The organism is Pseudocitrobacter corydidari (genome assembly GCF_021172065.1).
GTDB lineage: Bacteria > Pseudomonadota > Gammaproteobacteria > Enterobacterales > Enterobacteriaceae > Pseudocitrobacter > Pseudocitrobacter corydidari.
This window is the reverse complement of record NZ_CP087880.1, coordinates 2,790,460-2,812,514: the sequence shown is the minus strand read 5'-3', so window position 1 is coordinate 2,812,514 and position 22,055 is coordinate 2,790,460. Positions and strand designations below refer to the sequence as shown.

General features: G+C 50.2%; 25 protein-coding genes and 1 pseudogene. 15 read left to right on the top strand and 11 right to left on the bottom strand.

Going from position 1 to position 22,055, the window contains the following annotated elements; genetic code table 11:
• Window positions 1–11: 11 nt before the first annotated feature.
• The 4 genes from G163CM_RS13095 to G163CM_RS13085 all read right to left on the bottom strand — a co-directional run bounded on the left by G163CM_RS13095 (window position 12) and on the right by G163CM_RS13085 (window position 2,663).
• Window positions 12–1,214: a multidrug effflux MFS transporter gene (locus G163CM_RS13095; protein WP_231825269.1), complete on the bottom strand. Its 1,203-nt coding sequence runs from the start codon at window positions 1,212–1,214 to the stop codon at window positions 12–14.
• Between the two features lie 385 nt (window positions 1,215–1,599).
• Window positions 1,600–1,740: a putative zinc ribbon protein gene (locus G163CM_RS23610; protein ID WP_476748433.1), complete on the bottom strand. Its 141-nt coding sequence runs from the start codon at window positions 1,738–1,740 to the stop codon at window positions 1,600–1,602.
• 6 nt (window positions 1,741–1,746) lie between these two features.
• Entirely contained in the window at window positions 1,747–1,953 is a 207-nt protein-coding gene (locus G163CM_RS13090; protein ID WP_231828373.1) for a helix-turn-helix transcriptional regulator, read from the bottom strand.
• A gap of 101 nt (window positions 1,954–2,054) precedes the next feature.
• Window positions 2,055–2,663: a rolling circle replication-associated protein gene (locus tag G163CM_RS13085; protein WP_231825268.1), complete on the bottom strand. Its 609-nt coding sequence runs from the start codon at window positions 2,661–2,663 to the stop codon at window positions 2,055–2,057.
• A gap of 800 nt (window positions 2,664–3,463) precedes the next feature.
• Between G163CM_RS13085 and G163CM_RS13080 the strand changes: the two genes are divergently transcribed.
• Window positions 3,464–4,603 carry a hypothetical protein gene (locus G163CM_RS13080; RefSeq protein WP_231825267.1) on the top strand — a complete coding sequence of 380 codons (1,140 nt, stop codon included), beginning with the start codon at window positions 3,464–3,466 and terminating at the stop codon, window positions 4,601–4,603.
• Window positions 4,604–4,700: 97 nt separating this feature from the next.
• On the top strand, window positions 4,701–5,588 hold the full coding sequence (locus G163CM_RS13075) for a GTPase family protein (protein WP_231825266.1): 888 nt from the start codon (window positions 4,701–4,703) through the stop codon (window positions 5,586–5,588).
• A gap of 83 nt (window positions 5,589–5,671) precedes the next feature.
• Here the strand turns inward: G163CM_RS13075 and G163CM_RS13070 are convergent, their stop codons facing one another.
• A complete protein-coding gene (locus G163CM_RS13070; RefSeq protein WP_231825265.1) occupies window positions 5,672–6,058 on the bottom strand; it encodes a hypothetical protein in 387 nt (128 codons plus the stop codon).
• Here G163CM_RS13070 and G163CM_RS13065 point away from each other — a divergent pair.
• From G163CM_RS13065 to G163CM_RS13020, 11 genes and pseudogenes are all read left to right on the top strand, one after another.
• The gene (locus tag G163CM_RS13065) at window positions 6,057–6,494 is read left to right on the top strand and encodes a hypothetical protein (RefSeq protein WP_231825264.1); all 438 of its coding nucleotides are present in this window, start codon (window positions 6,057–6,059) and stop codon (window positions 6,492–6,494) included. The genes G163CM_RS13070 and G163CM_RS13065 overlap by 2 nt on opposite strands.
• 8 nt (window positions 6,495–6,502) lie before the next feature.
• A complete protein-coding gene (locus G163CM_RS13060; RefSeq protein ID WP_231825263.1) occupies window positions 6,503–6,931 on the top strand; it encodes a hypothetical protein in 429 nt (142 codons plus the stop codon).
• A gap of 72 nt (window positions 6,932–7,003) precedes the next feature.
• A complete protein-coding gene (locus tag G163CM_RS13055; protein ID WP_231825262.1) occupies window positions 7,004–7,555 on the top strand; it encodes a DUF4234 domain-containing protein in 552 nt (183 codons plus the stop codon).
• A 118-nt stretch (window positions 7,556–7,673) separates the two neighbouring features.
• Entirely contained in the window at window positions 7,674–8,492 is an 819-nt protein-coding gene (locus G163CM_RS13050) for a DUF932 domain-containing protein (protein WP_231825261.1), read from the top strand.
• 363 nt (window positions 8,493–8,855) lie between these two features.
• Complete coding sequence (locus tag G163CM_RS13045; protein ID WP_231825260.1) at window positions 8,856–9,317, top strand: antirestriction protein; 462 nt, start codon at window positions 8,856–8,858, stop codon at window positions 9,315–9,317.
• An 11-nt stretch (window positions 9,318–9,328) separates the two neighbouring features.
• Window positions 9,329–9,808 (top strand): RadC family protein, encoded by a 480-nt coding sequence (radC, locus tag G163CM_RS13040; protein WP_231825259.1) that lies wholly within the window; start codon window positions 9,329–9,331, stop codon window positions 9,806–9,808.
• Window positions 9,809–9,828: 20 nt separating this feature from the next.
• A complete protein-coding gene (locus tag G163CM_RS13035) occupies window positions 9,829–10,050 on the top strand; it encodes a DUF987 domain-containing protein (protein ID WP_231825258.1) in 222 nt (73 codons plus the stop codon).
• Between the two features lie 25 nt (window positions 10,051–10,075).
• On the top strand, window positions 10,076–10,432 hold the full coding sequence (locus tag G163CM_RS13030) for a type IV toxin-antitoxin system YeeU family antitoxin (protein ID WP_231825257.1): 357 nt from the start codon (window positions 10,076–10,078) through the stop codon (window positions 10,430–10,432).
• Window positions 10,433–10,451: 19 nt separating this feature from the next.
• Window positions 10,452–10,820 (top strand): TA system toxin CbtA family protein, encoded by a 369-nt coding sequence (locus tag G163CM_RS13025; protein ID WP_231825256.1) that lies wholly within the window; start codon window positions 10,452–10,454, stop codon window positions 10,818–10,820.
• A 482-nt stretch (window positions 10,821–11,302) separates the two neighbouring features.
• Complete coding sequence (locus G163CM_RS23450) at window positions 11,303–11,431, top strand: hypothetical protein (RefSeq protein WP_255689002.1); 129 nt, start codon at window positions 11,303–11,305, stop codon at window positions 11,429–11,431.
• Between the two features lie 21 nt (window positions 11,432–11,452).
• Window positions 11,453–11,770 (top strand): annotated as a pseudogene (locus tag G163CM_RS13020) (GNAT family N-acetyltransferase); the annotation flags it as partial.
• 110 nt (window positions 11,771–11,880) lie between these two features.
• On the opposite strand, the gene iutA reads toward G163CM_RS13020, so the two are convergent.
• A complete protein-coding gene (gene iutA / locus G163CM_RS13015; RefSeq protein ID WP_231825254.1) occupies window positions 11,881–14,082 on the bottom strand; it encodes a ferric aerobactin receptor IutA in 2,202 nt (733 codons plus the stop codon).
• A 309-nt stretch (window positions 14,083–14,391) separates the two neighbouring features.
• Window positions 14,392–14,784, bottom strand: coding sequence for a hypothetical protein (locus G163CM_RS13010; RefSeq protein ID WP_231825253.1), 393 nt, complete (start codon window positions 14,782–14,784; stop codon window positions 14,392–14,394).
• Window positions 14,785–15,215: 431 nt separating this feature from the next.
• On the opposite strand from G163CM_RS13010, the gene G163CM_RS13005 reads away from it, so the two are divergent.
• On the top strand, window positions 15,216–15,560 hold the full coding sequence (locus G163CM_RS13005) for a hypothetical protein (protein WP_231825252.1): 345 nt from the start codon (window positions 15,216–15,218) through the stop codon (window positions 15,558–15,560).
• Between the two features lie 61 nt (window positions 15,561–15,621).
• Here G163CM_RS13005 and betA read toward each other — a convergent pair whose 3' ends face one another.
• Genes betA through betI form a run of 3 tightly spaced genes read right to left on the bottom strand, consistent with a single transcriptional unit; the run spans window position 15,622 to window position 19,373 of the window.
• Window positions 15,622–17,286, bottom strand: a complete 1,665-nt coding sequence (gene betA / locus G163CM_RS13000) for a choline dehydrogenase (RefSeq protein WP_231825251.1) — start codon at window positions 17,284–17,286, stop codon at window positions 15,622–15,624.
• 13 nt (window positions 17,287–17,299) lie between these two features.
• Complete coding sequence (betB, locus tag G163CM_RS12995) at window positions 17,300–18,772, bottom strand: betaine-aldehyde dehydrogenase (protein WP_231825250.1); 1,473 nt, start codon at window positions 18,770–18,772, stop codon at window positions 17,300–17,302.
• Window positions 18,773–18,785: 13 nt separating this feature from the next.
• Window positions 18,786–19,373, bottom strand: a complete 588-nt coding sequence (gene betI, locus G163CM_RS12990; RefSeq protein ID WP_231825249.1) for a transcriptional regulator BetI — start codon at window positions 19,371–19,373, stop codon at window positions 18,786–18,788.
• Between the two features lie 128 nt (window positions 19,374–19,501).
• On the opposite strand from betI, the gene betT reads away from it, so the two are divergent.
• The gene (gene betT / locus G163CM_RS12985; protein ID WP_231825248.1) at window positions 19,502–21,535 is read left to right on the top strand and encodes a choline BCCT transporter BetT; all 2,034 of its coding nucleotides are present in this window, start codon (window positions 19,502–19,504) and stop codon (window positions 21,533–21,535) included.
• 38 nt (window positions 21,536–21,573) lie between these two features.
• Here betT and G163CM_RS12980 read toward each other — a convergent pair whose 3' ends face one another.
• Window positions 21,574–21,966 carry a YdeI family stress tolerance OB fold protein gene (locus G163CM_RS12980; protein WP_015965708.1) on the bottom strand — a complete coding sequence of 131 codons (393 nt, stop codon included), beginning with the start codon at window positions 21,964–21,966 and terminating at the stop codon, window positions 21,574–21,576.
• Between the last annotated feature and the right edge of the window lie 89 nt (window positions 21,967–22,055).

Sequence of the window (22,055 nt, the reverse complement as noted above, 5' to 3'; positions counted from 1 at the left end):
ATATGTGGTAGTCATTTTTTTAGTTGAACGGTCAGAGCCATCAGGGCGCTGGCTGCTGTAAACAATGCAATTATCCAGCCCATCGTCCATGGCGTGCCATCACTGAACAGAGCAAGAAGAAGTGAAGAGATGATGCCGCTGCCGTATTGTAACGCGCCCATTAGCGCCGACGCAGAGCCAGCCACATTAGGCACTGTGTCCAGAGCGCAAGCCGTAGATGTCGCCGCGATGATGCCATTCATAGAGAAGAACACGAACACAGCGCCGACAATCACGGTAATTCCACCTACACCCAAGCCGGTGGTGACCGCCAGCACTATTGCGGCAATTGTGGCGATGAATACAGCATTCCTGAGCAACGCTTCCAGTGGGTAGCGGTGAACCAGACGTCTGTTAACCATGCTCACCGCCATTAGTCCAACAATGTTTACTGCAAACAGCCAACCGTAGTGCTGCGGATCAACGCCGAAGTAAGTGATGTACACAAACGGGGAGCCGGTGATAAAGGCGTAGGCTGCAACGTAGTAGAACGTCAGGCATAACGTAAAACGCATGTATTTGGCGTTAGTTAGCAAGGCATAGTAGTTTTGGAAAGCTTTGGTTACGGAAGTTTGTGAGCGTTTTTCGGCAGGTAATGTTTCTGGTAACCAGAATAAAGACATCAGCATTAATGTTCCGATAATCGCCAGCAGCCAGAATATGGCATGCCACGAGGTGACTTTAATCATCTGCCCGCCGATCAAGGGCCCGGCAATCGGCGCGATAGCCATGATGATCATCAGTGTCGAAAGCATTTGTGCTGCGCGAGTGCGGCTAAACAGGTCACGGATCATTGCTCGTGCCAACATCGGCCCAGTACAGGCACCTAACGCCTGAAAAACTCGCCAGAAGACAATTTGTACAATATCTGTTGATAACGCGCAGCCCACCGAGCCGATGATAAATAGACCTAAACCGATAAACAGCGGTAGACGGCGTCCATAACGATCGCTAATTGGTCCCCAAATCAGTTGTGCAATGCAAAAGCCGATAAGGAACCCTGTGATCGTCAGCTCTGCATCACCCTGCAAATCCTTTGCCATGACGGGCATAGCTGGAAGATAGATGTCGGTTGATAACGAAGTAACAGCCATTAATGCGCTGAGAATGAGTACAAAAGTAAGTCCGGTATTCTTCGTCATTTTACTTGCCAAAGGCGTTTTAGAATCGAGCATAGCCATCTGTCTGAACACTCATAGGAAAGGACATATTAGCGACTTCGCTCTTGGAGATAATGCCAGGATGCCGGGTAGGCTCTATGAACCTGATTCATTAATATGCTTAGCCATATGATCGATGAAAAAACGTATGGCTTTTTACGGTGTGGTATCAAAAGCGAACCTAATGTTGCTTCAGGGGATGTGGAGAGCGTAATGCGGTTCTGGCACCGGTCAGGCGACCAGCACTGTTGCGGGCCATGAATGATTTTGCGTACATAGTAATAGTCCTTACCGCCATATGACACGCAGGCACAGGCCGTCCCGGTATGGGCAGCGTCATGCGCGGTAACTGGCGGGGTATAGATTTACGTGTATGAGTGGGTAATGCTGAGGGGATGGCTCAGTGAGCTGTGGCGGCTATCACATTGACTGTGCTGTAGCAGTACGGACACATACGCTCACCACAGTACTGGCGATGACACTGCAGACAAATCCAGCGTACCGGGGCCTGCCATGTCTTACGGGTATGTTTCTTCGTCATGCGTGTTCAGCCCCGTGATTCAGCGATACGCAGCTGTAACCAGGCTTCCACTTCGCTTTGTAGCCAGCGAGAGCTTCGTCCCAGTTTGATAGGCTTAGGGAATGCCCCATCCTGAATAAGCTTGTAGAACCATTTATCCGTTAAGCCGGTTAACCGGGTAATAAACTTCATGTCGACGAACTGGTCATTCAGGACAGGGACATCGGTATTCATCATCTTGTTCTCCGTAAAGTGAATGGAGAAGGAATTACGAATGAGATGTGATTCCTTCAGATGATGAGTGCGGGATGTAACTTTTGAACATCCTGTATTAACTATCTACAACAGAGTTGTTGAAGTATATTTTCTGTCTTACAGTATTTCCTTGGCCGACCACGTCCACTGTTTGGTGGAACTATGCTGGTGCCGTAAATAAGTTCTTCAAATTCCTCTTTCTGATCTCCCTTTGCCATATAGCTGAGGATGTACTCAATTTCCCTCTGGCGGGCTCTGTCGTTATGGTGAATCATCTTCGTACCACTTACCTGATGATAGGATTTTCTGTTCGCTATATGGAAGGTCCCTTCATCCTCTGTTTTGGCTATCCACCTCTCACCAATATATCTTGCTATTCGATAACTACTTTTAAAACTCTGACCATCGAGATAGAACATGGCATGGAAATGAAGTCTCTTGCGGGGTGAGTATTCCATCACCCATGAATAACCCACTATTTTTCCATCACGCATTAGCTCCTCAGCAAGGCGATACATATCCCAGTCATCCGGATAACGGTAGAGATCTGTACGTCGATATCCGAAGTCCATACGTAACGGGATCACCTTTGAATATTTGGTAAGTAGTCTGTAGAAGTGTTCGACTAGATCACTGAGTATCTGTTCGTTCATCTGGTATTTGCCATTGGTCTCTATTTCGTAATGCATCTTCTGCTCCTGAGTGTTAGGTAACATCAGAAGAGCGGTGTATGTAATTTATGAGTTTCACGGGAATAGGTGGGAGTATTGATTGTATGGATAGATGATCTGATAAACTAGGTAGGCGATAGTCTGATGGTATAGACTTGTGATATCACTCAAGGAGGTAGATAGCTGTATTGGGTTGATGGCATGTATGAGATAAGCATGGTGATGTATTGTAGGATTAGTAATGAACTGGGAGTTATGATCTTGGATTTAAGAATTGCACTTCCTTATAGTTATATAAATATACCTTATTTAAGACCATCACTAATGTATCTGAACTGATGGCTTAATACATGTAACACCATAGAAGCTTTAACAAAGTACTACCACCTTGAATTTCTTTAATCTACTGTATCTGAAAAGTTTGACATAGATATCATGTCAGGTCATTATTTTTGAGCGAGGTGATATAAATCAGTAGAAGGTCGATAAAATCGTAGAGGTGTCAATCCAGTCAACTCAGGTAACCATATCAGGCCAGAAAATGTCTTCCTGTGCTGGAGTTGTTTTCCGTAGTTTCAGATATCGACCTTTCATGATCAACATCGATACGGGATCTTCAGGTCCGCTGAAAGTGACGTTCAGAAGCTAAAAAAAAACATCAAAAAACATACGTATTTTCAATAAAATATGTATGTTTTAAGACAAAAAACACCACGATTTTGCTTTAAAATACCCCATAAACTCGTTAAGGTTTTACCTCATATGGATAGTAATCTCATTGCCAATGAGAATCATTACTTTTTGAATGGGGTGGCAGGATGGTGGGTAAAAAAAGACAATTAGACATGATGAAGGATTTCATCGCATTTAATTTACGTAAGGAGGATTACGGGTATGAGGCGAAACTAAAATATTACGGTGATATTAGTGAACGATATACTTTAGTTGATCTCAATAGTTCAGGAACATCTGATAAGTCAGTGAGTTTGTCAAATTTGCTCGATGATATCTACGATCTACAACTTAACCCACCATCCTTTCCCCGCAGAGGAAATCCTAATTATCGCTATAGAGATCAAACCGAGATTTTAGTAAGTTTGCCCATTGAACAAAGTAACGGGCGATCAAAATATCTGAGAGAACGTTTGGTTAAATCGATTAAAGACAAAGAAGATACTGAGCAATCTTTGAATGAACATTATCAGCGATTAACATCTCAGCATGGAAGTTTATCCTTATTGCCATTTGCTTTTTATCTTTCTTACGAGTGGGTTGAACAGCATAAAGATCTTGAAAAAAAATCCCCACAGGAGGCTTTGAAATTATCAACAGAAGAACTAAAGCGCCGCTTTGATAAAATCATAAAAAAGATGAAATCCAATAAGAGATACACACCAGTCTGTGGATACTCTCGCCTTATTTTAGTGGATGAGGATTTTCGTCCTTTTTATCTGGTTAATTTTTTCTTTGAGGGTGGTGATTTAAATCATCTGCTTGTTTCTGATATATGGAATCAATGGCTGGAGTCAAGACCAACTAACGAAAGGGAAGATGATCAGTGCGGATGCTTTTATTATTTTGAGTCACAGCACAAACCTTGTAGTGATGATGTTCCCGGATTGATAATGCGCAGCCCGGGAAATAGAATAAGACATTTTGAAAATGAGAGAGATATACTTATAGATGAATTTCCAAGTTTAGTAGGTAGCTATGTATCTAGTTTTAAAAAACGTATAGTAAAGGCTCTAACAAATACACCAAAGGGACACAAGGCATTTTTTCAATTACAAGCAATGCGATTCAATACATTGGGTAATATTCGTGCTATAAGTTTCTCCGATGACTTAACTTATCGTACAGCTAAAGAAAAAAAAGAGAAATCTGAAAAACGAAAAGCAAAGAAAGAAGATGTTACTAATACAGGAATAAAAAAGAAAAACAAGGTAGCTCGGGATTAAAAAAATCTCATGTATATATTACTTTATTGAATAACAGCATAACTTATTCATCAGGCTATCCTCCGGGATGGCCTGTTTTATTTCTGAGGAGTATTCAATGAAACAACCATCCGGATATCAGATTATCCGCCGCCATTTACGCCGCTATCCCCGTACATTACGCCACACGCTGATTAAGGAGCTCAGCCAGCTTATTACTTACGAACCTGTCATTGGTATTATGGGAAAAACAGGTGCAGGTAAATCGTCGCTCTGCAATGCCCTGTTCCGCAGCGAAGTCTGCGCAGTTAATGCCGTGGAGGCCTGTACCCGTGAACCACAGCGTGTACGTCTGCGATTTGGTCAGCATTACCTTACGCTGGTGGACCTGCCTGGCGTGGGTGAAAACCTGCAGCGGGACACTGAATACCGTGAGCTCTATCGGGAGCAGCTCCCGAAGCTGGATATGGTGCTGTGGGTACTAAAGGCGGACGACCGGGCATTCTCCGTGGAAGAGACGTTTTATCAGTTCATTCAGGCCCGGTGCGGTAACACCATGCCGCCGGTACTCTGGGTGCTCAATCAGGTGGATAAAGTAGAGCCATCCGAGCAGTGGAACCAACACACTGCGATGCCATCGCCCGGCCAGCTTGAACACATTAAACGTAAACAGCAGGCCGTCGCCAGTCAGTTGGGTATACAGGAAGATGCTGTTATTCCTGTTTCAGTGAAGGGGCGTTATCACCTGGCCCACATCGTGGAGCAGATGATAAATCGCCTCCCAAAGCAGGTACGCAGCCCGCTGCTGCCTCATCTGCATCAGTCATATCACTCCGCGCCCGTCAGGGAAACCGCCCGCAGCAGCTTTGGCGACGCCGTTGTTGATACCCTTGACTACGTCATTGACAGCGCACCACTGCCACTGCTTGTCCGGCAGGCCCTGCAGGCTGTGACACACACCGTTGCCCATGTGGCCCGCAGCGTCTGGTCCTTCTTTTTCGATTAGTTTTGCACGTCCAGCGATAAAGAGTTTTGCTTGTTCATGATCGATTTTGTCGATCGTTCCGATCTGTTTTATTCATTATCCCTTCACTCACCCGGGTTATAAACTTGAGCTGAAATGCTGCTATCTGATTGAAATAAAACAGATATGGAGACGCACATCCAAACATTGTAAGGAGATGACATGCCACTGGTTTTGTTATGGATTTTTCTGGCCATTGTGCTGGGGTTTCTGGCCAAAGGTGCCGGAAGGTCATTCTGGGGATGGTTTATTCTCGCGATGATAATTGACCCGATTCTTGCCGGGTTACTCTTCTTTCTCATTGTCAGAGACTGAGGTTCCCGATGGCATTCCCGCACCGGCTGGCACGGAAAATCTTCCGCTGCTTCATCATCAACGTTCTGCTCACGATATTCATCGTGTTCGCCATGATTTTCCTCGTCGATACCTTTGCCCCATAAGGAAATAAACATGAAGAAACTGACCCTGCCTGCACTGGCACTTCTGGCTCTCTCATCCTCACCGGCTATGGCCGACGGAGACTGGGGATATGCCAGCGGAGAGTATTACTACACGATTAACCGAAACAGCACGTTTTCCATGGATGACACGCCTGGATATGAATATATCCAGGTGAAGACCAATGAGAGAAACAAGAAGACCTGCCAGACGCCGGAGGCTGAGAGCGTGACACTGACGCTGAATGAACACCCGGTTCAGGGGGAGCGGCATATCTGGCAGAAAAAAGGCGAATGCCAGATATCCCTGATTATTCGGGGTAAAGCCACTCAGCAATGGCTGGTGAATTATCTGCGTGAATATGGCCATGTCGTCACGCTCTCTGATATTACCGGCAAGTTTAAAATCAGCGGGCGTGGCTTTAAAGAGTTCTGGGACGCCAATCAGTGAGGTGAATAATGAAAAGTTTAATGAATGTGGTGTTGAGTGCCGCGATATTGCCCCTGGCAATCCCTGCGGTGGCCGCCACCATCACAACCCAGGTCAGTATCCCTGACAGCACCTATACGCTGGCCAGCACCGTAAACGGGGATGGTCTGTGGTGCAATGGCTGCGGCGGAAAACAGGAGTGGGTCCATATCGACAGCGATGAAATGATGACGCTGGGCGCAGGAACGTCTGTCGCAGCCTCCGGAGGCAAATTCGCTATTCTGCATACCGATATGGGCATGTCCTGCCCGGCAGGCAATATCGCTGTCCTGAACCTTGAAACCGGAAAATACGTCGGCCCCGAAATTGATGAATGTAATGACGAAAAAGTTGATTACAAAATCAGTAACGGTAAATGGTGGGTGAAAGTCCGCAACCACATGTACTCCGGAAAATAACCCGTCTCCATCTGACTGAATACCGTCTCTTTTACTTCCGCTTGTGAAACTTCAACCTTTTAAGGATAAACCATGCCTGCCATTACCGACCTCAGCGCCCGACTGAACACAAAAACGCTGAATTTTGTCTTACTCTCTTTCGTTACCTTCGGTATCTATCCACTAATGTGGCTCTACCGTAAGCAAAGCATCATTATTGATACCACTAAGGTCCCGTTCTCTTCTGACCTTTATGTGCTGTGGATAGCCATCTGCTACGGCATTTCGCGCCAGCTCAGTGTAATGGGCACCACCGACCCGGAACTCTATGGTTATGACCCGACCATGGATGCCATTGCCATGCTCGGCGGCGTGTTATCTATTGCCAGTGCCGTGATGTACATCATCTGGGCATTTAAAGCCCGAACAGCACTGCAGAGTTATGTACTGAACACCTTTAAGTTCGAACTGAAGATGAATGTGTTCTACGTCATTATCTTCAATGTCTTTTATATCACTTACTGCATCAATGCGATGCCGGAGGCTTTTGCTAAACACAAAATTATCCAGGGGGGCTTAACGGCTACGCCTGCTGAAGCCACTTTACCGGCAGAGAATAACCCAACCAATACGGATCCGAAGTAACCACGCGGTAACTTTTGCTGTCACTACAGAATCCCGCCGTTCCCTGATACACCCTCTCTGAAGCCCTGCTCATACGAGCAGGGCTTTTTCGTTTATGTCATCCACAAAGGTAAACCCCATGAAATTAGCCAGCCGCTTTGGTCGCGTTAACCTGATTCGTCGCGACCGTCCCTTAACCCATGATGAACTGATGCAGCATACCCCCAGTGTGTTCGGTGAAAACAAGCATGCCTCCCGCAGCGAGCGGTATGCTTATATCCCCACCATCACCCTGCTGGAGAGCCTCCAGCGCGAAGGTTTTCAACCCTTCTTTGCCTGCCAGACCCGTGTCCGTGACCAGAGCCGCCGGGAACACACGAAGCATATGCTGCGCCTGCGCCGTGCCGGGCAAATCACCGGTCAGCAGGTCCCGGAAATTATTCTGCTCAACTCGCATGACGGCTCCAGCAGCTACCAGATGCTGCCGGGGCTGTTCCGTAGTGTCTGCTGTAACGGCCTGGTCTGCGGGACGTCCTTCGGTGAGGTTCGCGTACCGCATAAAGGCGATGTGGTGGAAAAGGTCATTGAGGGGGCTTATGAGGTGCTCGGCGTATTTGACCGGGTGGAGGAGAAGCGTGATGCCATGCAGTCTCTGTTGCTGCCTCCCCCGGCGCAGCAGGCGCTGGCGAAAGCAGCCCTGACGTACCGTTTTGGAGAAGAGCATCAACCGGTCACAGAGACGCAGATTCTGGCACCACGCCGCTGGCAGGATGAGCAGAACGACCTCTGGACGGTCTTCAATCGTCTGCAGGAAAACCTACAGAAAGGCGGGTTATCCGGTCGTTCCGTACAGGGCAAACGCAGCCGCACGCGGGCAGTGAACGGTATCGACAGCGACATAAAGCTCAACCGCGCGCTGTGGGTGATGGCTGAAGAGATGCAGCAGGTACTGAGCTGATGCCCGTTCTCCCTGAAAATATCCACAAGGCCGGCGTTTATCCTGGTTCCCTGAGCGATGCTGCTTTCTGCCGTTCCATCTCCGATGATGACCTCTGTGCCTGGTGCGCATACCTGCCTGGCGAACTCAGCTTGTGCAGACTGGCAGATATCGGTGGCGTATGGCCCTGCCTGAGCGACATCGATGGTTATGCACATTCGTGTCCCCGGTTATGTCTGCTGTTAATGCCAGACTGACGCGCTGCGGTTTCTTTCTGCACAGCACATCTCCACATATCTGCTCTTCTCCCCCTGATTTTCATTATTACTCACGCCACCGCCCTTCTCTGAACGGCGTACTCACACTCTTACACAAGGAACACCCATGAACATGAATCATTCGTCCGTGACAGCGGACACAGAACAGGTCCCGACCATCACCGCCACGCTGCTGCCTGATACACAGCGACTTCATTTCTGGCCGCAACATTTTGCCGGTATCCCGCAGTGGATACTGCTGGAGCCCCGCATCTTCGCGTGGATGGACCGGCTCTGTGAGGATTACCACGGCGGCATCTGGAATTTTTACACACTCAGCAACGGCGGCGTGTTTATGACTCCGGAGCCGGATGGTGACACCGGTGATAAATGGACACTGTTCAATACCATGAATGGCAACAGTGCTGAAATGAGCGCTGAGGCAGCGGGTATCGCGGCCTGTCTGCTGGAATACAGTCACCATGCCTGCCGCACGGAGTGTGATGCCATGACTGCTCACTATTACCGGCTTCGGGACTATGCACTGAATCACCCCGAATGCAGTTCCATTATGCACCTCATCGATTAAAGGGGATGACCATGAAACAGCAGCTATCGCTGTTTGCCTGTGAATTACCTGCCTCTGCACAGCGAACCATCCTGGAAGCGCTGGCTTTACTGGAGAGACAGTTACGTGAACCTGGCGCGGCCTTTACTTCCAGTCACGCCGTCCGCGACTGGCTACGCCTGCAGCTTGCCCCACTGGATCGCGAGGCATTCACAGTCCTGTGGCTGGACAATCAGCACCGGCTTATTGTCGATGACATACTGTTCCTCGGAACCATCAACAGCATAAGTGTGCATCCACGCGAAGTGGTGAAGGCAGGCCTGAAGCATAACGCAGCAGCGGCCGTACTCGCACATAATCACCCCTCTGGGCATTCAGAACCCAGCGATGCTGACAGACGAATCACAGAACGTCTTAAACAGGCATTGGATCTGGTAGATATCCGGTTGCTGGACCACCTGGTGGTTGGTGGAATGGATATCGTCTCATTTGCTGAACGGGGCTGGCTGTAATTTCAGAGGAAAGCAATAGCATGAAAATTATCAGCAAACGTCAGGCGATGGCGATATACCGTCAGCACCCTAGATCCCGGCTGTTTCGCTTCTGTAAAGGCAAATATAAATGGTCAGGCAGTATCTGCCATTATGCTGGCCGCGAGGTGGAAGATATACGCGGCGTTCTGGCCGTATTTGCTGAACGTCGTCAGGATCGCAATGGTCCCTATGTCATTCTTCGAAGTGTCACTCTCAATTAATCCTTCCCTTTAATCAGGAACAATAATGAATAATCAATCAGAATCCGTTAACAAACCGGAGAATCTTACCTGCCAGCAGTGGGGACTAAAGCGCACGATCAAACCCTGTTTTGGCGCTCGTCTGGTACAGGAAGGCAACCTGGTGCATTTTCTCGCTGACCGAGCTGGATTCAAAGGTGCTTTCAGCGACGATGACGCGCTACATCTGGATCAGGCCTTTCCGTTGATACTTAAGCAACTGGAACTGATGCTCACCAGCGGAGAACTCTCTCCCGGGCATCAGCACTGCGTCACGCTCTATCACAATGGACTCACGTGCGAAGCCGATACTCTTGGTAGTTGCGGCTACGTATACATTGCCATTTATCCCTCTCAATATTAATTAATCTCGCGAGAACAAAATGAAATATCAACCTGCAACAACCCTGCGGGCTGCGAAGCCATGCTTGTCGCCCGTGGCTGTCTGGCAAATGCTACTCACGCGTCTGCTGGAACAACATTATGGCCTGACACTGAACGACACGCCGTTCAGTGATGAAACTGTTATTAAGGAACATATTGATGCTGGTATTACCCTGGCCGATGCAGTTAACTTCCTGGTAGATAAGTATGAACTGGTTCGTATCGATCGCAGAGGATTTAGCTCACAGGGACCAGCATCATATTTGACCGTGACAGATATCCTTCATGCCAGGAGAGCATGCGGATTAATGAACAGTTATTCGTATCGGGAAGTAAGTAATATTGTTCTTAGCCGATCGCGGCAGTGAGGAAGACTTCAAGGGCCGAGAAAATTAGCACGGTCAGTGAAGAAATTGGTGATATTGGCGACTCAATGAAACCTCATTGAGTCGCATGAAAAACAAGCCGGGGGCACAAAAGGGGGCATTTATAAAGATGAAACAAGAGAATGTGTATATTTATCAATGGTTATATGGGTTGTGTTATGTTCCTATTATCGCACCATTTCAAACTCTTTCACCGCGCTAACGCCCCCTCAAAGCCTGGCAACAACCTTTTGTCATTTTTTGTTCCCTTCCGTTAGCCATAACAAATGGCAACAGTCTGAATCTCTGGCAAAGAATTATTTATCTCTTACTCCCGATTGAGTAACAATAACGTGCCGAGAGATACATTCTTGAACTCAATGAGTGCTTGAAATGTATTTATATTTTATATTTAAAACATACTTGTCGGTGCTGTATTATTTTTATTAATTGTTTCAGGTTTTACCGTTATAAAAGGAATTTACATGCTAATTAGAGCCATCGAAACCTCTGATAGAGAGCCCCTGCTTGATATGTTAAACAAAAGTGGTCAATTTGATGATGAAGGATTGCTGCTCGTTCGGGAAACGCTCAATAATTATTTATCTGGTTAATCGGATGAGTTATGGTTTAGTGCCGATCAACAAGGCCTCGCGGGCGTTGCGTACTGTGCTCCAGAGGTGATGACCAGTGATGTCTGGAACTTATTGATGCTCTGGGTGAGTCCTTCTCATCAGCGTCAGGGGGTTGGCAACGCCTTAATTAATCAGGTTGAGAATGTGTTGAAAAATAAACACGCCAGGCTATTGATCGTCGAGACGTCGAGTCTTCATGATTTTAGCGCGGCGCGTGATTTTTATAGCAAGCAGGGTTTTATTAAAGAGGCCAGAATACGTCATTACTATGGTATTGATGAAGATAAAATAATCTTCACAAAAAATATGAAAAAATAATAACGTAGCGGTTTCTGACTAACCCATATTGCTGGAAGCGATATAATCGTGATAACGCCTCACTTTGAATAACAACCAGCCCGGCAAATGCCGGGCTGGTTGAAGAACAATCAAAACAGTAGCGAGTAGCTCAGGCCAAAAGTACGGCCCCGGCCTTTGTAGTCGTACAGTGTTTCCGGCCCATATCCCGGGCTGTAATAGAGGGGAGCCCGTTGACCCCAGACGGTGGTGTAATCACGATCGAGAAGATTCTCGACGCTGAAACTGAGTTTTCCGACGGGGAGTTCATAGCTTCCGAGCAGATCAACGGTGGTGTAACCCTCGATTTTATTCCCCTGATCGTCACTCACGTCAAAGGAGGACGTGCTTTGTAGTCGCAGGCTCCAGGGATCGGGTGCCCAACCGATGTAGGCCGTCGCTTTCGACGGGCTTGCGACTTTAACATCGTACTTTTCCCAGCTACCGTTTACTTTAGACTCGGTTTTCAGCACGTTAAAGTTTGCGCCGGTGCTCCAGTTACTATTGGGAATAAAGTAGTCGACCGCACCTTCTACGCCATAAATACGGCGTTTGTCATCGACCACGCTTATTGTCAGGTCTTTATTTGCCTGCACGCTTTTGTCAGATATCGAGTAGTAAGCCGCGATTTGTGTGCGTAGGTTATCGCCGGTAAAACGCCATCCCAGTTCATAGGAGTCGACCTTAACGCCTTCCAGCTCGCTGTCGTTAACGTTTACGCTGTTGATCAGTGGAAGATGCCCATTGACGGCTGCGCCATAGCTGCCGCGCCCATAATATTTTCCTGGGTCCGGGAGTTCCACGCCCTGAGAGAAGTTAAACCAGGCCTGCTGGCGTTCAGTCAGGTGCACTAACAGACCCGCATTAAACAGGAAGTTGTCATAATCGACCGAACCGCCAGGGATCGCATCGGCGGACAGGGCCTTCCCGGCGGCAATCTGCTGTTGCTGCGCATAGCCGATGAAATCATCAATCTTGTTCTCTGTGTACTGGTAGCGTACGCCGCCGCTAAGCGTGAAGATATCGTTGATGTCGTAGCTTGATTGCAGGAAGGCGGCCAGGTTGGTGATGTCATAGGACGGATAGCGTCCGGTGGTATAAATGTGCTTGTTGTTCATCCCGCCAGAGGCATTTGCCTGTGCCAGATCGAAAAACATCTGATTCGACGTAAAGCGCTCGTGATCCGCATCCAGCCCATAGGTCAGTTGCCAGCCGTCCAGCGGTTGACTATTCAGCGTCAGTTTTGCGCCGTACTGGTCTGTGTCCTGCTGAGAGGCCGAGAACGCGGTCGCTTGCTTGTTGGCATTCACGGTCGGGAAGGGATAAAACGTGAGAGACTCATCGCGATAATAAACCTGACCGACCAGTTCCTGACCGAGGAAGTCGCTGTTTGAATATTGCAGGCTAATAAGGTGACGTTCTGTGCCCGGAATACGGTCTGAACTCAGGCCGCTGCTGACGTAAGGCTTGCTGGTACCGCTAATTGCTGAAAAATCTTTGCCGAGGTTCAACCCATAGTCATCGTCACCCTGGCTTTTATAATATTGAGTGACCAACTGAAGCTGTTGGGTATCATCAATGTTCAGCGTACCGGTGCCCATCACATCCAGACGGTCAGAATACTGAAGTCCTGTCTGGGTGTTATCGAGCAGGGTTGCGTCACCATTACCATCAAACCAGCCGCCAAATTTTTGCCAGGCCACCGATGCGCGCCCGGAGATGCGATCGTTCCCGCCTGAAATCGCGCTGGCAATACGTTCATCGTGATCTTTACTGCTGTTAAAGCCGCTTTTGATCCCCGTCTCAAACTCCATCTGGGTATCCGGCTGGCCTTTCTTTGTCACGATATTAATAAGGCCACCCGTGCTGCCGCCACCGTAGAGTGCAGTGGCGCCAGAGATGACTTCAACGTGGTCGATATTGAACGGATCGATAGAGTCCAGCTGGCGGCTGTCAGTGCGCGACGAGTTCAGGCGAACGCCATCAACCAGCACCACCAGTGGACGGCCACGCACGTTCATACCGTAATTGGTACGGCTCTGGCTACTCACATCGAGCCCTGGAATTAATTGCGCCAGTGCGTCTTTCAGCTCTTTGCCGCCCTGAATCTGTTGTTCCAGTTCCGCATTTTCAATCACCCAGGTGGTTTGGGCCATTTCCGCCACCGTTCGGTTAGTGCGGTTGGCGGAGACCACCAGGGTGTCGTCGGTGGTCTGTTGTGCCATCGCAGGAGCCATGATGGCGAGAAGCAGCGGGTTGAGAGTCCAGAGTGTATGCTTTTTGGCTATCATCATTATTCCTTTATGCGGGCAAAAACTATCAGCCCAAAGATGCAGGTGGTCTGTTAAAGGGCAGCCTCTGGCTGCTATTGATAATGCGAATTCTGCCGATATAACTTCTCATTATCAATAACAATTGCTGATATTTGTAATAATAATTTTACAAATAAACATGTTTTGTAATGTTATTTACCAGGGCAGAGCGCGTTTACGCCAGCTTTCGCTGGCGCTACACAGGGGGGAAGGGATGCTGAAGACTGTGGAGAGTGTTTACGAAATCAAAAGGGGGAGAGCCCCCTTCTGAAATGAATGTTTTGCTTTGACTTATCCGTGAGAGAGTTCTTCGGCCAGCTTTTCTATCTTCCGGCTGGAATACCTGAAAGCGCCTGCCGCGAACAATAGCGCAAACGCTACGCCAGCCATTGGCGATACAAAGTATCCTACCGTAAAGCCGCCAACAATATTCAATATGCAGGCTAGCCAGAAACCTCTTCGTTTGAAGCGAAGCGTTTTGCAGGTCCCCATATAAATAAGATAGATTATTGAGAAGGTGGTAATGAAAATTGCGATAGCAGAGAACGTATGTTTCATGTCTTCGGCGTTATGCACCCCGATAACAGGAATCATTAATATCAAGAAAAGACAAAGTGCGAGGCTAACGGATAACTTCACCCACAGTTTGACACCTAGCCAGAAAAATCCTTTTTTATTCATCATTAAAGAGTCCATGTGAAAGTTAACTGCGCTGTTTGATTTCTCATCACTGAGTTGTGTTCAAACGATGAAGCTATTATAGCGTTGAGCCTGTCATAACCAGGTCAATGCCGTGAAAACTACTGTAAACAATTCTCAGTCACTTTCCGCGTTCGCTCTCATTCATCATCAATACGGGATTTTGTAATTATAGTTAGCGTGCTAATCATCATGACGGGGAGGTAAAATAGTCTTCAGAAAGCGAGCTTAATGAAGAATATAAGAGATCACGCTTTTCTTCTCTGATAGAAAGCGTGCGTAAATTAGTTGATTTTGCTAACAGTTAACCATTCTAATAATGTTGGGTGAAAGGCATTGTCGAAAGAAAATATCGGTTAATTATTAACAAATCCAACTATTAGGTATGAAGCAGTATCATAGCGGATGACCATATTATGGATAAATTATTTGCAGTCCTGAGCCTCTGGCTTCTCTTTGCCGTGTTAACGGTGGTTGTTGATTTTCTGTTCTATAAAAATGCCAGAAAGCGTGACTTAACCCTGGTCTATCAACCTGTCGTTAACCACCCGTTCAGCGTAATTTTTTACAGCGTGTTTTCGCTCATCGCCGCCTATATAACATTTATAGAGAATGTGCCGTATCTCATTTATTTGATGGTCCTGGCGCTGATTTGGTTAATTTCTCGTGAGTATATTGCTCTTAAGCGAGCTGTTTTTCATGAGCGTCAGAAATGGGTGATGTATTACAGGGGAAACGAGGTCTCGAATAATAAATTCTGAGGTGGCAGAGCCAGGAGGATGTCACTATCTCTCCCCCTGCACACGGCAGGGGGAGTGTGGGTTACCGCCTCACCGGCATCCCATTCGCCACAAAATAGGCCGCCAGACTTCTCGGCAGCGCTTCTTGCCCGCGAATCATATCCGCCATTTTCTCGCCAATCATAATGGTCGTGGCGTTCAAATTGCCGGTGATAATCTGCGGCATAATTGACGCATCCACCACGCGCAGGCCTTCCAGCCCATGCACGCGGCCTTCGCCGTCAACCACGGACATCTCGTCGTAACCCATTTTGCAGGTACCGCACGGGTGGAAGGCGGTTTCGGCGTGGTTACGCACGAACTCATCGAGCTGCTCATCCGTCTGACATTCCGTGCCGGGGCTGATTTCGCGGCCACGATACTGATCCAGCGCCGGTTGATGCATGATCTCGCGGGTGATGCGAATTGCGTCGCGGAACTCCTGCCAGTCCTGCTCGTGCGACATGTAGTTAAACAGAATCGCCGGATGCTGATGCGGGTCGCGGGATTTAATCCGCACATGCCCACGGCTTGGCGAGCGCATCGAGCCGACGTGGCACTGGAAACCGTGCTCCTTCACCGCATTCGAGCCGTTATAGTTAATCGCTACCGGCAGGAAGTGATACTGAATATTCGGCCATTCAAATTCCTCGCGGCTGCGGATAAATCCGCCCGCCTCAAAGTGGTTGCTGGCACCAACGCCGGTGCCGCCAAACAGCCACTCCGCACCGATTTTCGGCTGGTTCCACCACTGCAGGGCAGGGTAGAGGGAAACCGGTTCTTTGCACTCATATTGCAGATACATCTCCAGATGATCCTGAAGATTTTCGCCGACGCCGGGTAAATCATGCACCAATGGAATATCAAACTCCGCCAGCAGTTCGGCGTTGCCGACGCCAGAGCGTTGCAGAATTTGCGGTGAGGCAATCGCGCCTGCACATAACAGCACTTCTTTGTTCGCCGTCGCGCGGGTCGGAATGGTGCTGTCGCCTTCCAGCCACTCGACGCCCACCGCGCGTTTGCCGTCAAAAATGATGTGATCGGTCATGGCGTGAGTACGAATGGTCAGGTTCGGGCGCGATTTGGCCTGATCGAGATAGCCGCGCGCGGTGCTGGCGCGACGACCCTGCGGCGTCACGGTGCGATCCATCGGGCCAAAACCTTCCTGCTGATAGCCGTTGAGATCGTCCGTGCGCGGATAGCCCGCCTGCACGCCCGCTTCAATCATCGCTTCAAACAGCGGATTGACGCCGGGTTTGGAGGTGGTGACGCTCACCGGGCCGTCGCCGCCGTGGTAGTCGTTTTCACCAATATCGCGGGTCTCGGCCTTGCGGTAGTAGGGCAGGCAATCGAGGTAGCTCCAGTTCTCCAGGCCGGGTTCTTTCGCCCAGTTGTCGAGATCCAGCGCATTGCCACGGATGTAGCACATGCCGTTGATCAGCGACGATCCACCCAGGCCTTTACCGCGTCCGCACTCCATGCGGCGGTTATTCATAAACGGTTCCGGCTCGGTCTCATAGGCCCAGTTATAGCGTTTACCCTGTAGCGGGAACGCCAGCGCGGCGGGCATCTGGGTGCGGAAGTCAAAGCGATAGTCCGGGCCGCCCGCTTCAAGCAGCAGCACGGTGGTGTTCGGATCTTCAGTCAGACGGGTAGCGAGGACGTTGCCGGCAGAGCCGGCGCCGATAATGATGTAGTCAAATTGCAAATAAACCTCCTGGTTAGAATATGGACTGGAAATTACCCATCTCAACCTGGATGGACTTCACCTGGGTGTAACTCTGGAGCGTCATCACGCCGTTCTCGCGGCCAATACCGGAGTGTTTGTAGCCGCCAACGGGCATCTCTGCCGGGGATTCGCCCCAGGTGTTGATCCAGCAAATACCCGCTTCCAGCTGATGAATGACGCGATGCGCGCGGTTCAGGTCTGCCGTCACGATACCCGCTGCCAGACCGTAGTCGGTATCATTGGCGCGGCGAATGACTTCGTCTTCCGACTCGTAGGTCAGAATGGACATTACCGGCCCGAAGATCTCTTCACGCACAATGGTCATCTCGTCGCTGCAATCGGTGAACACGGTCGGTGCAACCCATGCGCCGTTATCGAAGCCAGCACCTTTCAGTACATCGCCGCCGCACAGTACGCGCGCGCCTTCCTCTTTGCCTTTGGCGATATAGCGCAGCACGTTATCGCGATGCGGGAAGCTGACCAGCGGGCCAAAATTGGTTTGAAGGTCGAAAACGTCGCCCGCGCGAATGCGCTCAACGCGCGCCAGAATCTTTTGCTCAAATGCGGCTTTGCATTTCGCCGGAACGAAGACGCGGGTGCCGTTGGTACACACCTGGCCGGAGCTGAAGAAGTTCGCCATCATGGCGATATCGGCGGCGAGATCGAGATCCGCATCGTCGAAAACGATCAGCGGTGATTTACCGCCCAGTTCCATGGTCACTTCTTTAAGCGAGGAAGCCGCCGAGTTAGCCATCACTTTTTTGCCGCTGGCGACGCCTCCGGTAAACGACACTTTGGCAATGCCAGGATGCTCGGTCAGATAGTGCCCGGTCTCTGCGCCCACGCCCGGCAACACGTTAAATACGCCGTCCGGCAGGCCCGCTTCGCTGTAAATTTCAGCCAGCTTTAACGCGGTAAGCGGGGTGACTTCGCTCGGTTTGAAAATCATCGCGTTACCCGCCGCCAGCGCGGGGGCGGATTTCCACAGGGCAATCTGGATCGGGTAGTTCCATGCGCCAATCCCTGCCACCACGCCCAGCGGTTCGCGTCGGGTATAAACAAATGATGTCTCACGCAACGGGATCTGGCTGCCTTCCAGCGACGGGATCAGCCCGGCGTAGTACTCCAGCACGTCCGCACCGGTAACGATATCGACGGTTGAGGTTTCCGAATACGCTTTTCCGGTGTCGAGGGTTTCCAGTTTGGCGAGTTCATCATTGCGCTCGCGCAGAATATCGACGGCCCGACGCAGAATGCGCGAGCGCTCCATGGCGGTCATCGCCGCCCAGATTTTTTGCCCCTGCTGGGCGCTTTTCACGGCGCGATCGACATCCTCGCGCCCGGCGGCCTGCACGGTCGCCAGCACGTTACCGTTGGCCGGGTTAATGGTCTCGAAGGTGCGACCGCTGGTGGCGGAGGTATAACCACCATGTATATAAAGCTGCTGTTCTGCCATTCGGGACATCACGTCTCCTCGGTTAATCGGTGGGTAGATGCTGAGTGATAAAGTGGCGGGTCAGGGAATTAGCGCGGGTTTTATCCAGCGGTTTGCCGCTCAGAGCCGCGCGCAGCCATAATCCATCAATCAGCGCGGCCAGGCCGTAGCCCGCTTCCTGTGCCTGTTGGCGCGGTAACTCGCGGCGAAATTCGCTCACCAGATTCGACAGCAAACGGCGACTGCTGACCTGCTGTAAGCGATACAGCATCGGCTGATGCATGCTGCTGGCCCAGAAGGCCAGCCAGGCTTTCATCGCCGCGCCGCTCACCTGGGTTTCATCGAAATTCCCGCCGACGATCGCCTGTAGCCGCTGCTCGGCGCTGCCATCAGGAAGCGCGTGCAAGCGGTTCAAAACCGCGTCGCGCAGCTGGCTGGTGATATCGCGCATGGTCGCTTCCAGCAGACCATTTTTGTCCTTGAAATAGTGGCTGATGATCCCGGTGGAAACGCCCGCGCGGCGGGCGATCTGCGCGATCGTCGCATCGTGCATGCCCACTTCATTTATTGCTTCCAGCGTGGCGTCGATCAGTTGTCTGCGCCGGATCGGCTGCATCCCCAGTTTGGGCATTTTTGCCACTCCATTCATCAGCGTTGGTTATACATTAAAGCGGTTTTTGATTGGACGTTCAATATAAAATGTGTCTTAATTGTTGCGGATTTTGTTTTTAATAGTTACAAAAACAGTGGGGATACTGGATGACAGACCTTTCACACAGCAGAGAAAAGGACAAAATCAATCCGGTGGTGTTTTACACTTCCGCCGGACTGATTTTGTTGTTTTCCCTGACAACGATCCTTTTTCGCGACTTCTCCGCTCTGTGGATTGGCCGCACGCTGGCCTGGGTCTCTAAAACCTTTGGTTGGTACTATCTGTTAGCGGCAACGCTCTATATTGTCTTCGTGGTCTGCATCGCCTGTTCGCGCTTTGGTTCGGTGAAACTCGGGCCCGAGCAGTCTAAGCCTGAGTTCAGCCTGCTAAGCTGGGCGGCGATGCTGTTCGCCGCCGGGATCGGTATCGACCTGATGTTCTTCTCCGTTGCCGAACCGGTGACACAATATATGCAACCGCCGGAAGGCGCGGGGCAGACGATGGAGGCCGCGCGTCAGGCGATGGTCTGGACGCTGTTCCACTACGGCTTAACCGGCTGGTCGATGTATGCGCTGATGGGCATGGCGCTTGGATACTTCAGCTATCGTTATAATTTGCCGCTCACCATCCGCTCGGCGCTGTATCCGATTTTTGGTAAACGAATCAACGGGCCGATAGGTCACTCGGTGGATATCGCGGCGGTAATCGGCACCATCTTCGGCATCGCCACGACGCTCGGCATTGGCGTGGTGCAGCTCAATTATGGGCTCAGCGTACTGTTCGACATCCCCGATTCGATGGCGGCGAAAGCGGCACTGATTGCGCTGTCGGTGATCATCGCCACTATCTCGGTGACGTCCGGCGTGGATAAAGGCATTCGCGTGCTGTCGGAGCTGAACGTCGCCCTGGCGCTGGGGCTGATTCTGTTTGTGCTGTTTATGGGCGACACCTCGTTCCTGCTCAATGCGCTGGTGTTGAATGTTGGCGACTACGTGAATCGCTTTATGGGCATGACGCTCAACAGTTTCGCCTTCGACCGTCCGGTTGAGTGGATGAATAACTGGACGCTCTTCTTCTGGGCGTGGTGGGTGGCGTGGTCGCCGTTTGTCGGCCTGTTCCTGGCGCGTATCTCGCGCGGGCGCACCATTCGCCAGTTCGTGCTGGGCACGTTGATTATTCCATTCACCTTTACGCTGCTGTGGCTCTCGGTGTTCGGTAACAGCGCGCTGTATGAAATCATTCATGGTGGCGCTGCCTTCGCGCAGGAAGCGATGGTGCACCCGGAGCGTGGCTTCTACAGCCTGCTGGCGCAGTATCCGGCGTTCACCTTTAGCGCCTCCGTCGCCACCATTACTGGCTTGCTGTTTTATGTGACCTCGGCGGATTCCGGCGCGCTGGTGCTGGGGAATTTCACTTCGCAACTGAAGGACATCAACAGCGATGCGCCAGGCTGGCTGCGCGTCTTCTGGTCAGTGGCGATTGGCCTGCTTACGCTCGGCATGCTGATGACCAACGGGATTTCCGCGCTGCAAAATACTACGGTTATCATGGGGCTGCCGTTCAGCTTTGTGATCTTCTTCGTGATGGCAGGGTTGTATAAATCGCTGAAAGTAGAGGATTACCGCCGTGAGAGTGCCAATCGCGATACCGCGCCGCGTCCGTTGAGCGTTCAGGATCGCCTGAGCTGGAAAAAACGTCTCTCGCGCCTGATGAACTATCCGGGCACGCGTTACACCAAACAGATGATGGAAACAGTCTGTTATCCGGCAATGGAAGAGGTGGCGCAGGAGCTGCGGCTACGCGGCGCGTATGTCGAACTGAAAAGCCTGCCGCCGGAAGAGGGCGAACATCTGGGGCATCTGGATTTGCTGGTGCATATGGGCGAAGAGCAAAACTTTGTCTATCAGATTTGGCCACGGCAATATTCGGTGCCGGGCTTTACCTACCGCGCGCGCAGCGGGAAATCGACCTACTACCGCCTGGAAACCTTCCTGCTGGAGGGCAGCCAGGGTAATGACCTGATGGATTACAGTAAAGAGCAGGTGATCACTGATATTCTCGACCAGTACGAGCGACACCTGAACTTTATTCATTTACACCGAGAAGCGCCGGGCCACAGCGTAATGTTCCCGGATGCATAAAGAAAAAAGCAGGATCTTATCGATCCTGCTTTTCCCCATTATTTTTGCAACATGTCAACTCGCACGACCGGCGGGTCCACTTTTTTGTCCAGGCTACCGTTAATACTGATCATGTTATCAGGTTTCACCGTACGACCATCGAACACGGATTGTGGAATAATGGTGTGAATAGTTCCGGTTTTATCACGGAACACAAACCTGTCATTGCCCTGATCGTCAATAAGATTCCCGCGTAGCGAAATTGTCGCGCCATCATGCATGGTCTTTGCGTGATCCACTGTCATAATCCGCGCGTTCTCCGTTCCGCGATATCCCTCTTCCAGCGCATGGGGGGCGGGAGGTGCGGCATCTTTTTCCAGGCCGCCTTTTTCATCGGCAAAAGCGGAGGGAATCAATAATGTGCAAACGAGAGGAACAAGAGATATTTTCATACTACACTCCCTGCGTGTGATTGGCTTGACATATTAAGCGTGGTTGCTATTCCTTAAACTGGCAACGCGATGAATCTTAAAAGGGGTTT

What these genes read in the sequence shown, in the direction of transcription:
- G163CM_RS13095 (WP_231825269.1), bottom strand. Translation starts at nt 1,214, where the DNA reads ATGCTCGATTCTAAAACGCCTTTGGCAAGTAAAATGACGAAGAATACC.
- G163CM_RS23610 (WP_476748433.1), bottom strand. Translation starts at nt 1,740, where the DNA reads ATGACGAAGAAACATACCCGTAAGACATGGCAGGCCCCGGTACGCTGG.
- G163CM_RS13090 (WP_231828373.1), bottom strand. Translation starts at nt 1,953, where the DNA reads ATGAATACCGATGTCCCTGTCCTGAATGACCAGTTCGTCGACATGAAG.
- G163CM_RS13085 (WP_231825268.1), bottom strand. Translation starts at nt 2,663, where the DNA reads ATGCATTACGAAATAGAGACCAATGGCAAATACCAGATGAACGAACAG.
- G163CM_RS13080 (WP_231825267.1), top strand. Translation starts at nt 3,464, where the DNA reads ATGGTGGGTAAAAAAAGACAATTAGACATGATGAAGGATTTCATCGCA.
- G163CM_RS13075 (WP_231825266.1), top strand. Translation starts at nt 4,701, where the DNA reads ATGAAACAACCATCCGGATATCAGATTATCCGCCGCCATTTACGCCGC.
- G163CM_RS13065 (WP_231825264.1), top strand. Translation starts at nt 6,057, where the DNA reads ATGAAGAAACTGACCCTGCCTGCACTGGCACTTCTGGCTCTCTCATCC.
- G163CM_RS13070 (WP_231825265.1), bottom strand. Translation starts at nt 6,058, where the DNA reads ATGTTTATTTCCTTATGGGGCAAAGGTATCGACGAGGAAAATCATGGC.
- G163CM_RS13060 (WP_231825263.1), top strand. Translation starts at nt 6,503, where the DNA reads ATGAAAAGTTTAATGAATGTGGTGTTGAGTGCCGCGATATTGCCCCTG.
- G163CM_RS13055 (WP_231825262.1), top strand. Translation starts at nt 7,004, where the DNA reads ATGCCTGCCATTACCGACCTCAGCGCCCGACTGAACACAAAAACGCTG.
- G163CM_RS13050 (WP_231825261.1), top strand. Translation starts at nt 7,674, where the DNA reads ATGAAATTAGCCAGCCGCTTTGGTCGCGTTAACCTGATTCGTCGCGAC.
- G163CM_RS13045 (WP_231825260.1), top strand. Translation starts at nt 8,856, where the DNA reads ATGAACATGAATCATTCGTCCGTGACAGCGGACACAGAACAGGTCCCG.
- radC (WP_231825259.1), top strand. Translation starts at nt 9,329, where the DNA reads ATGAAACAGCAGCTATCGCTGTTTGCCTGTGAATTACCTGCCTCTGCA.
- G163CM_RS13035 (WP_231825258.1), top strand. Translation starts at nt 9,829, where the DNA reads ATGAAAATTATCAGCAAACGTCAGGCGATGGCGATATACCGTCAGCAC.
- G163CM_RS13030 (WP_231825257.1), top strand. Translation starts at nt 10,076, where the DNA reads ATGAATAATCAATCAGAATCCGTTAACAAACCGGAGAATCTTACCTGC.
- G163CM_RS13025 (WP_231825256.1), top strand. Translation starts at nt 10,452, where the DNA reads ATGAAATATCAACCTGCAACAACCCTGCGGGCTGCGAAGCCATGCTTG.
- G163CM_RS23450 (WP_255689002.1), top strand. Translation starts at nt 11,303, where the DNA reads ATGCTAATTAGAGCCATCGAAACCTCTGATAGAGAGCCCCTGCTTGAT.
- iutA (WP_231825254.1), bottom strand. Translation starts at nt 14,082, where the DNA reads ATGATGATAGCCAAAAAGCATACACTCTGGACTCTCAACCCGCTGCTT.
- G163CM_RS13010 (WP_231825253.1), bottom strand. Translation starts at nt 14,784, where the DNA reads ATGATGAATAAAAAAGGATTTTTCTGGCTAGGTGTCAAACTGTGGGTG.
- G163CM_RS13005 (WP_231825252.1), top strand. Translation starts at nt 15,216, where the DNA reads ATGGATAAATTATTTGCAGTCCTGAGCCTCTGGCTTCTCTTTGCCGTG.
- betB (WP_231825250.1), bottom strand. Translation starts at nt 18,772, where the DNA reads ATGTCCCGAATGGCAGAACAGCAGCTTTATATACATGGTGGTTATACC.
- betI (WP_231825249.1), bottom strand. Translation starts at nt 19,373, where the DNA reads ATGCCCAAACTGGGGATGCAGCCGATCCGGCGCAGACAACTGATCGAC.
- betT (WP_231825248.1), top strand. Translation starts at nt 19,502, where the DNA reads ATGACAGACCTTTCACACAGCAGAGAAAAGGACAAAATCAATCCGGTG.
- G163CM_RS12980 (WP_015965708.1), bottom strand. Translation starts at nt 21,966, where the DNA reads ATGAAAATATCTCTTGTTCCTCTCGTTTGCACATTATTGATTCCCTCC.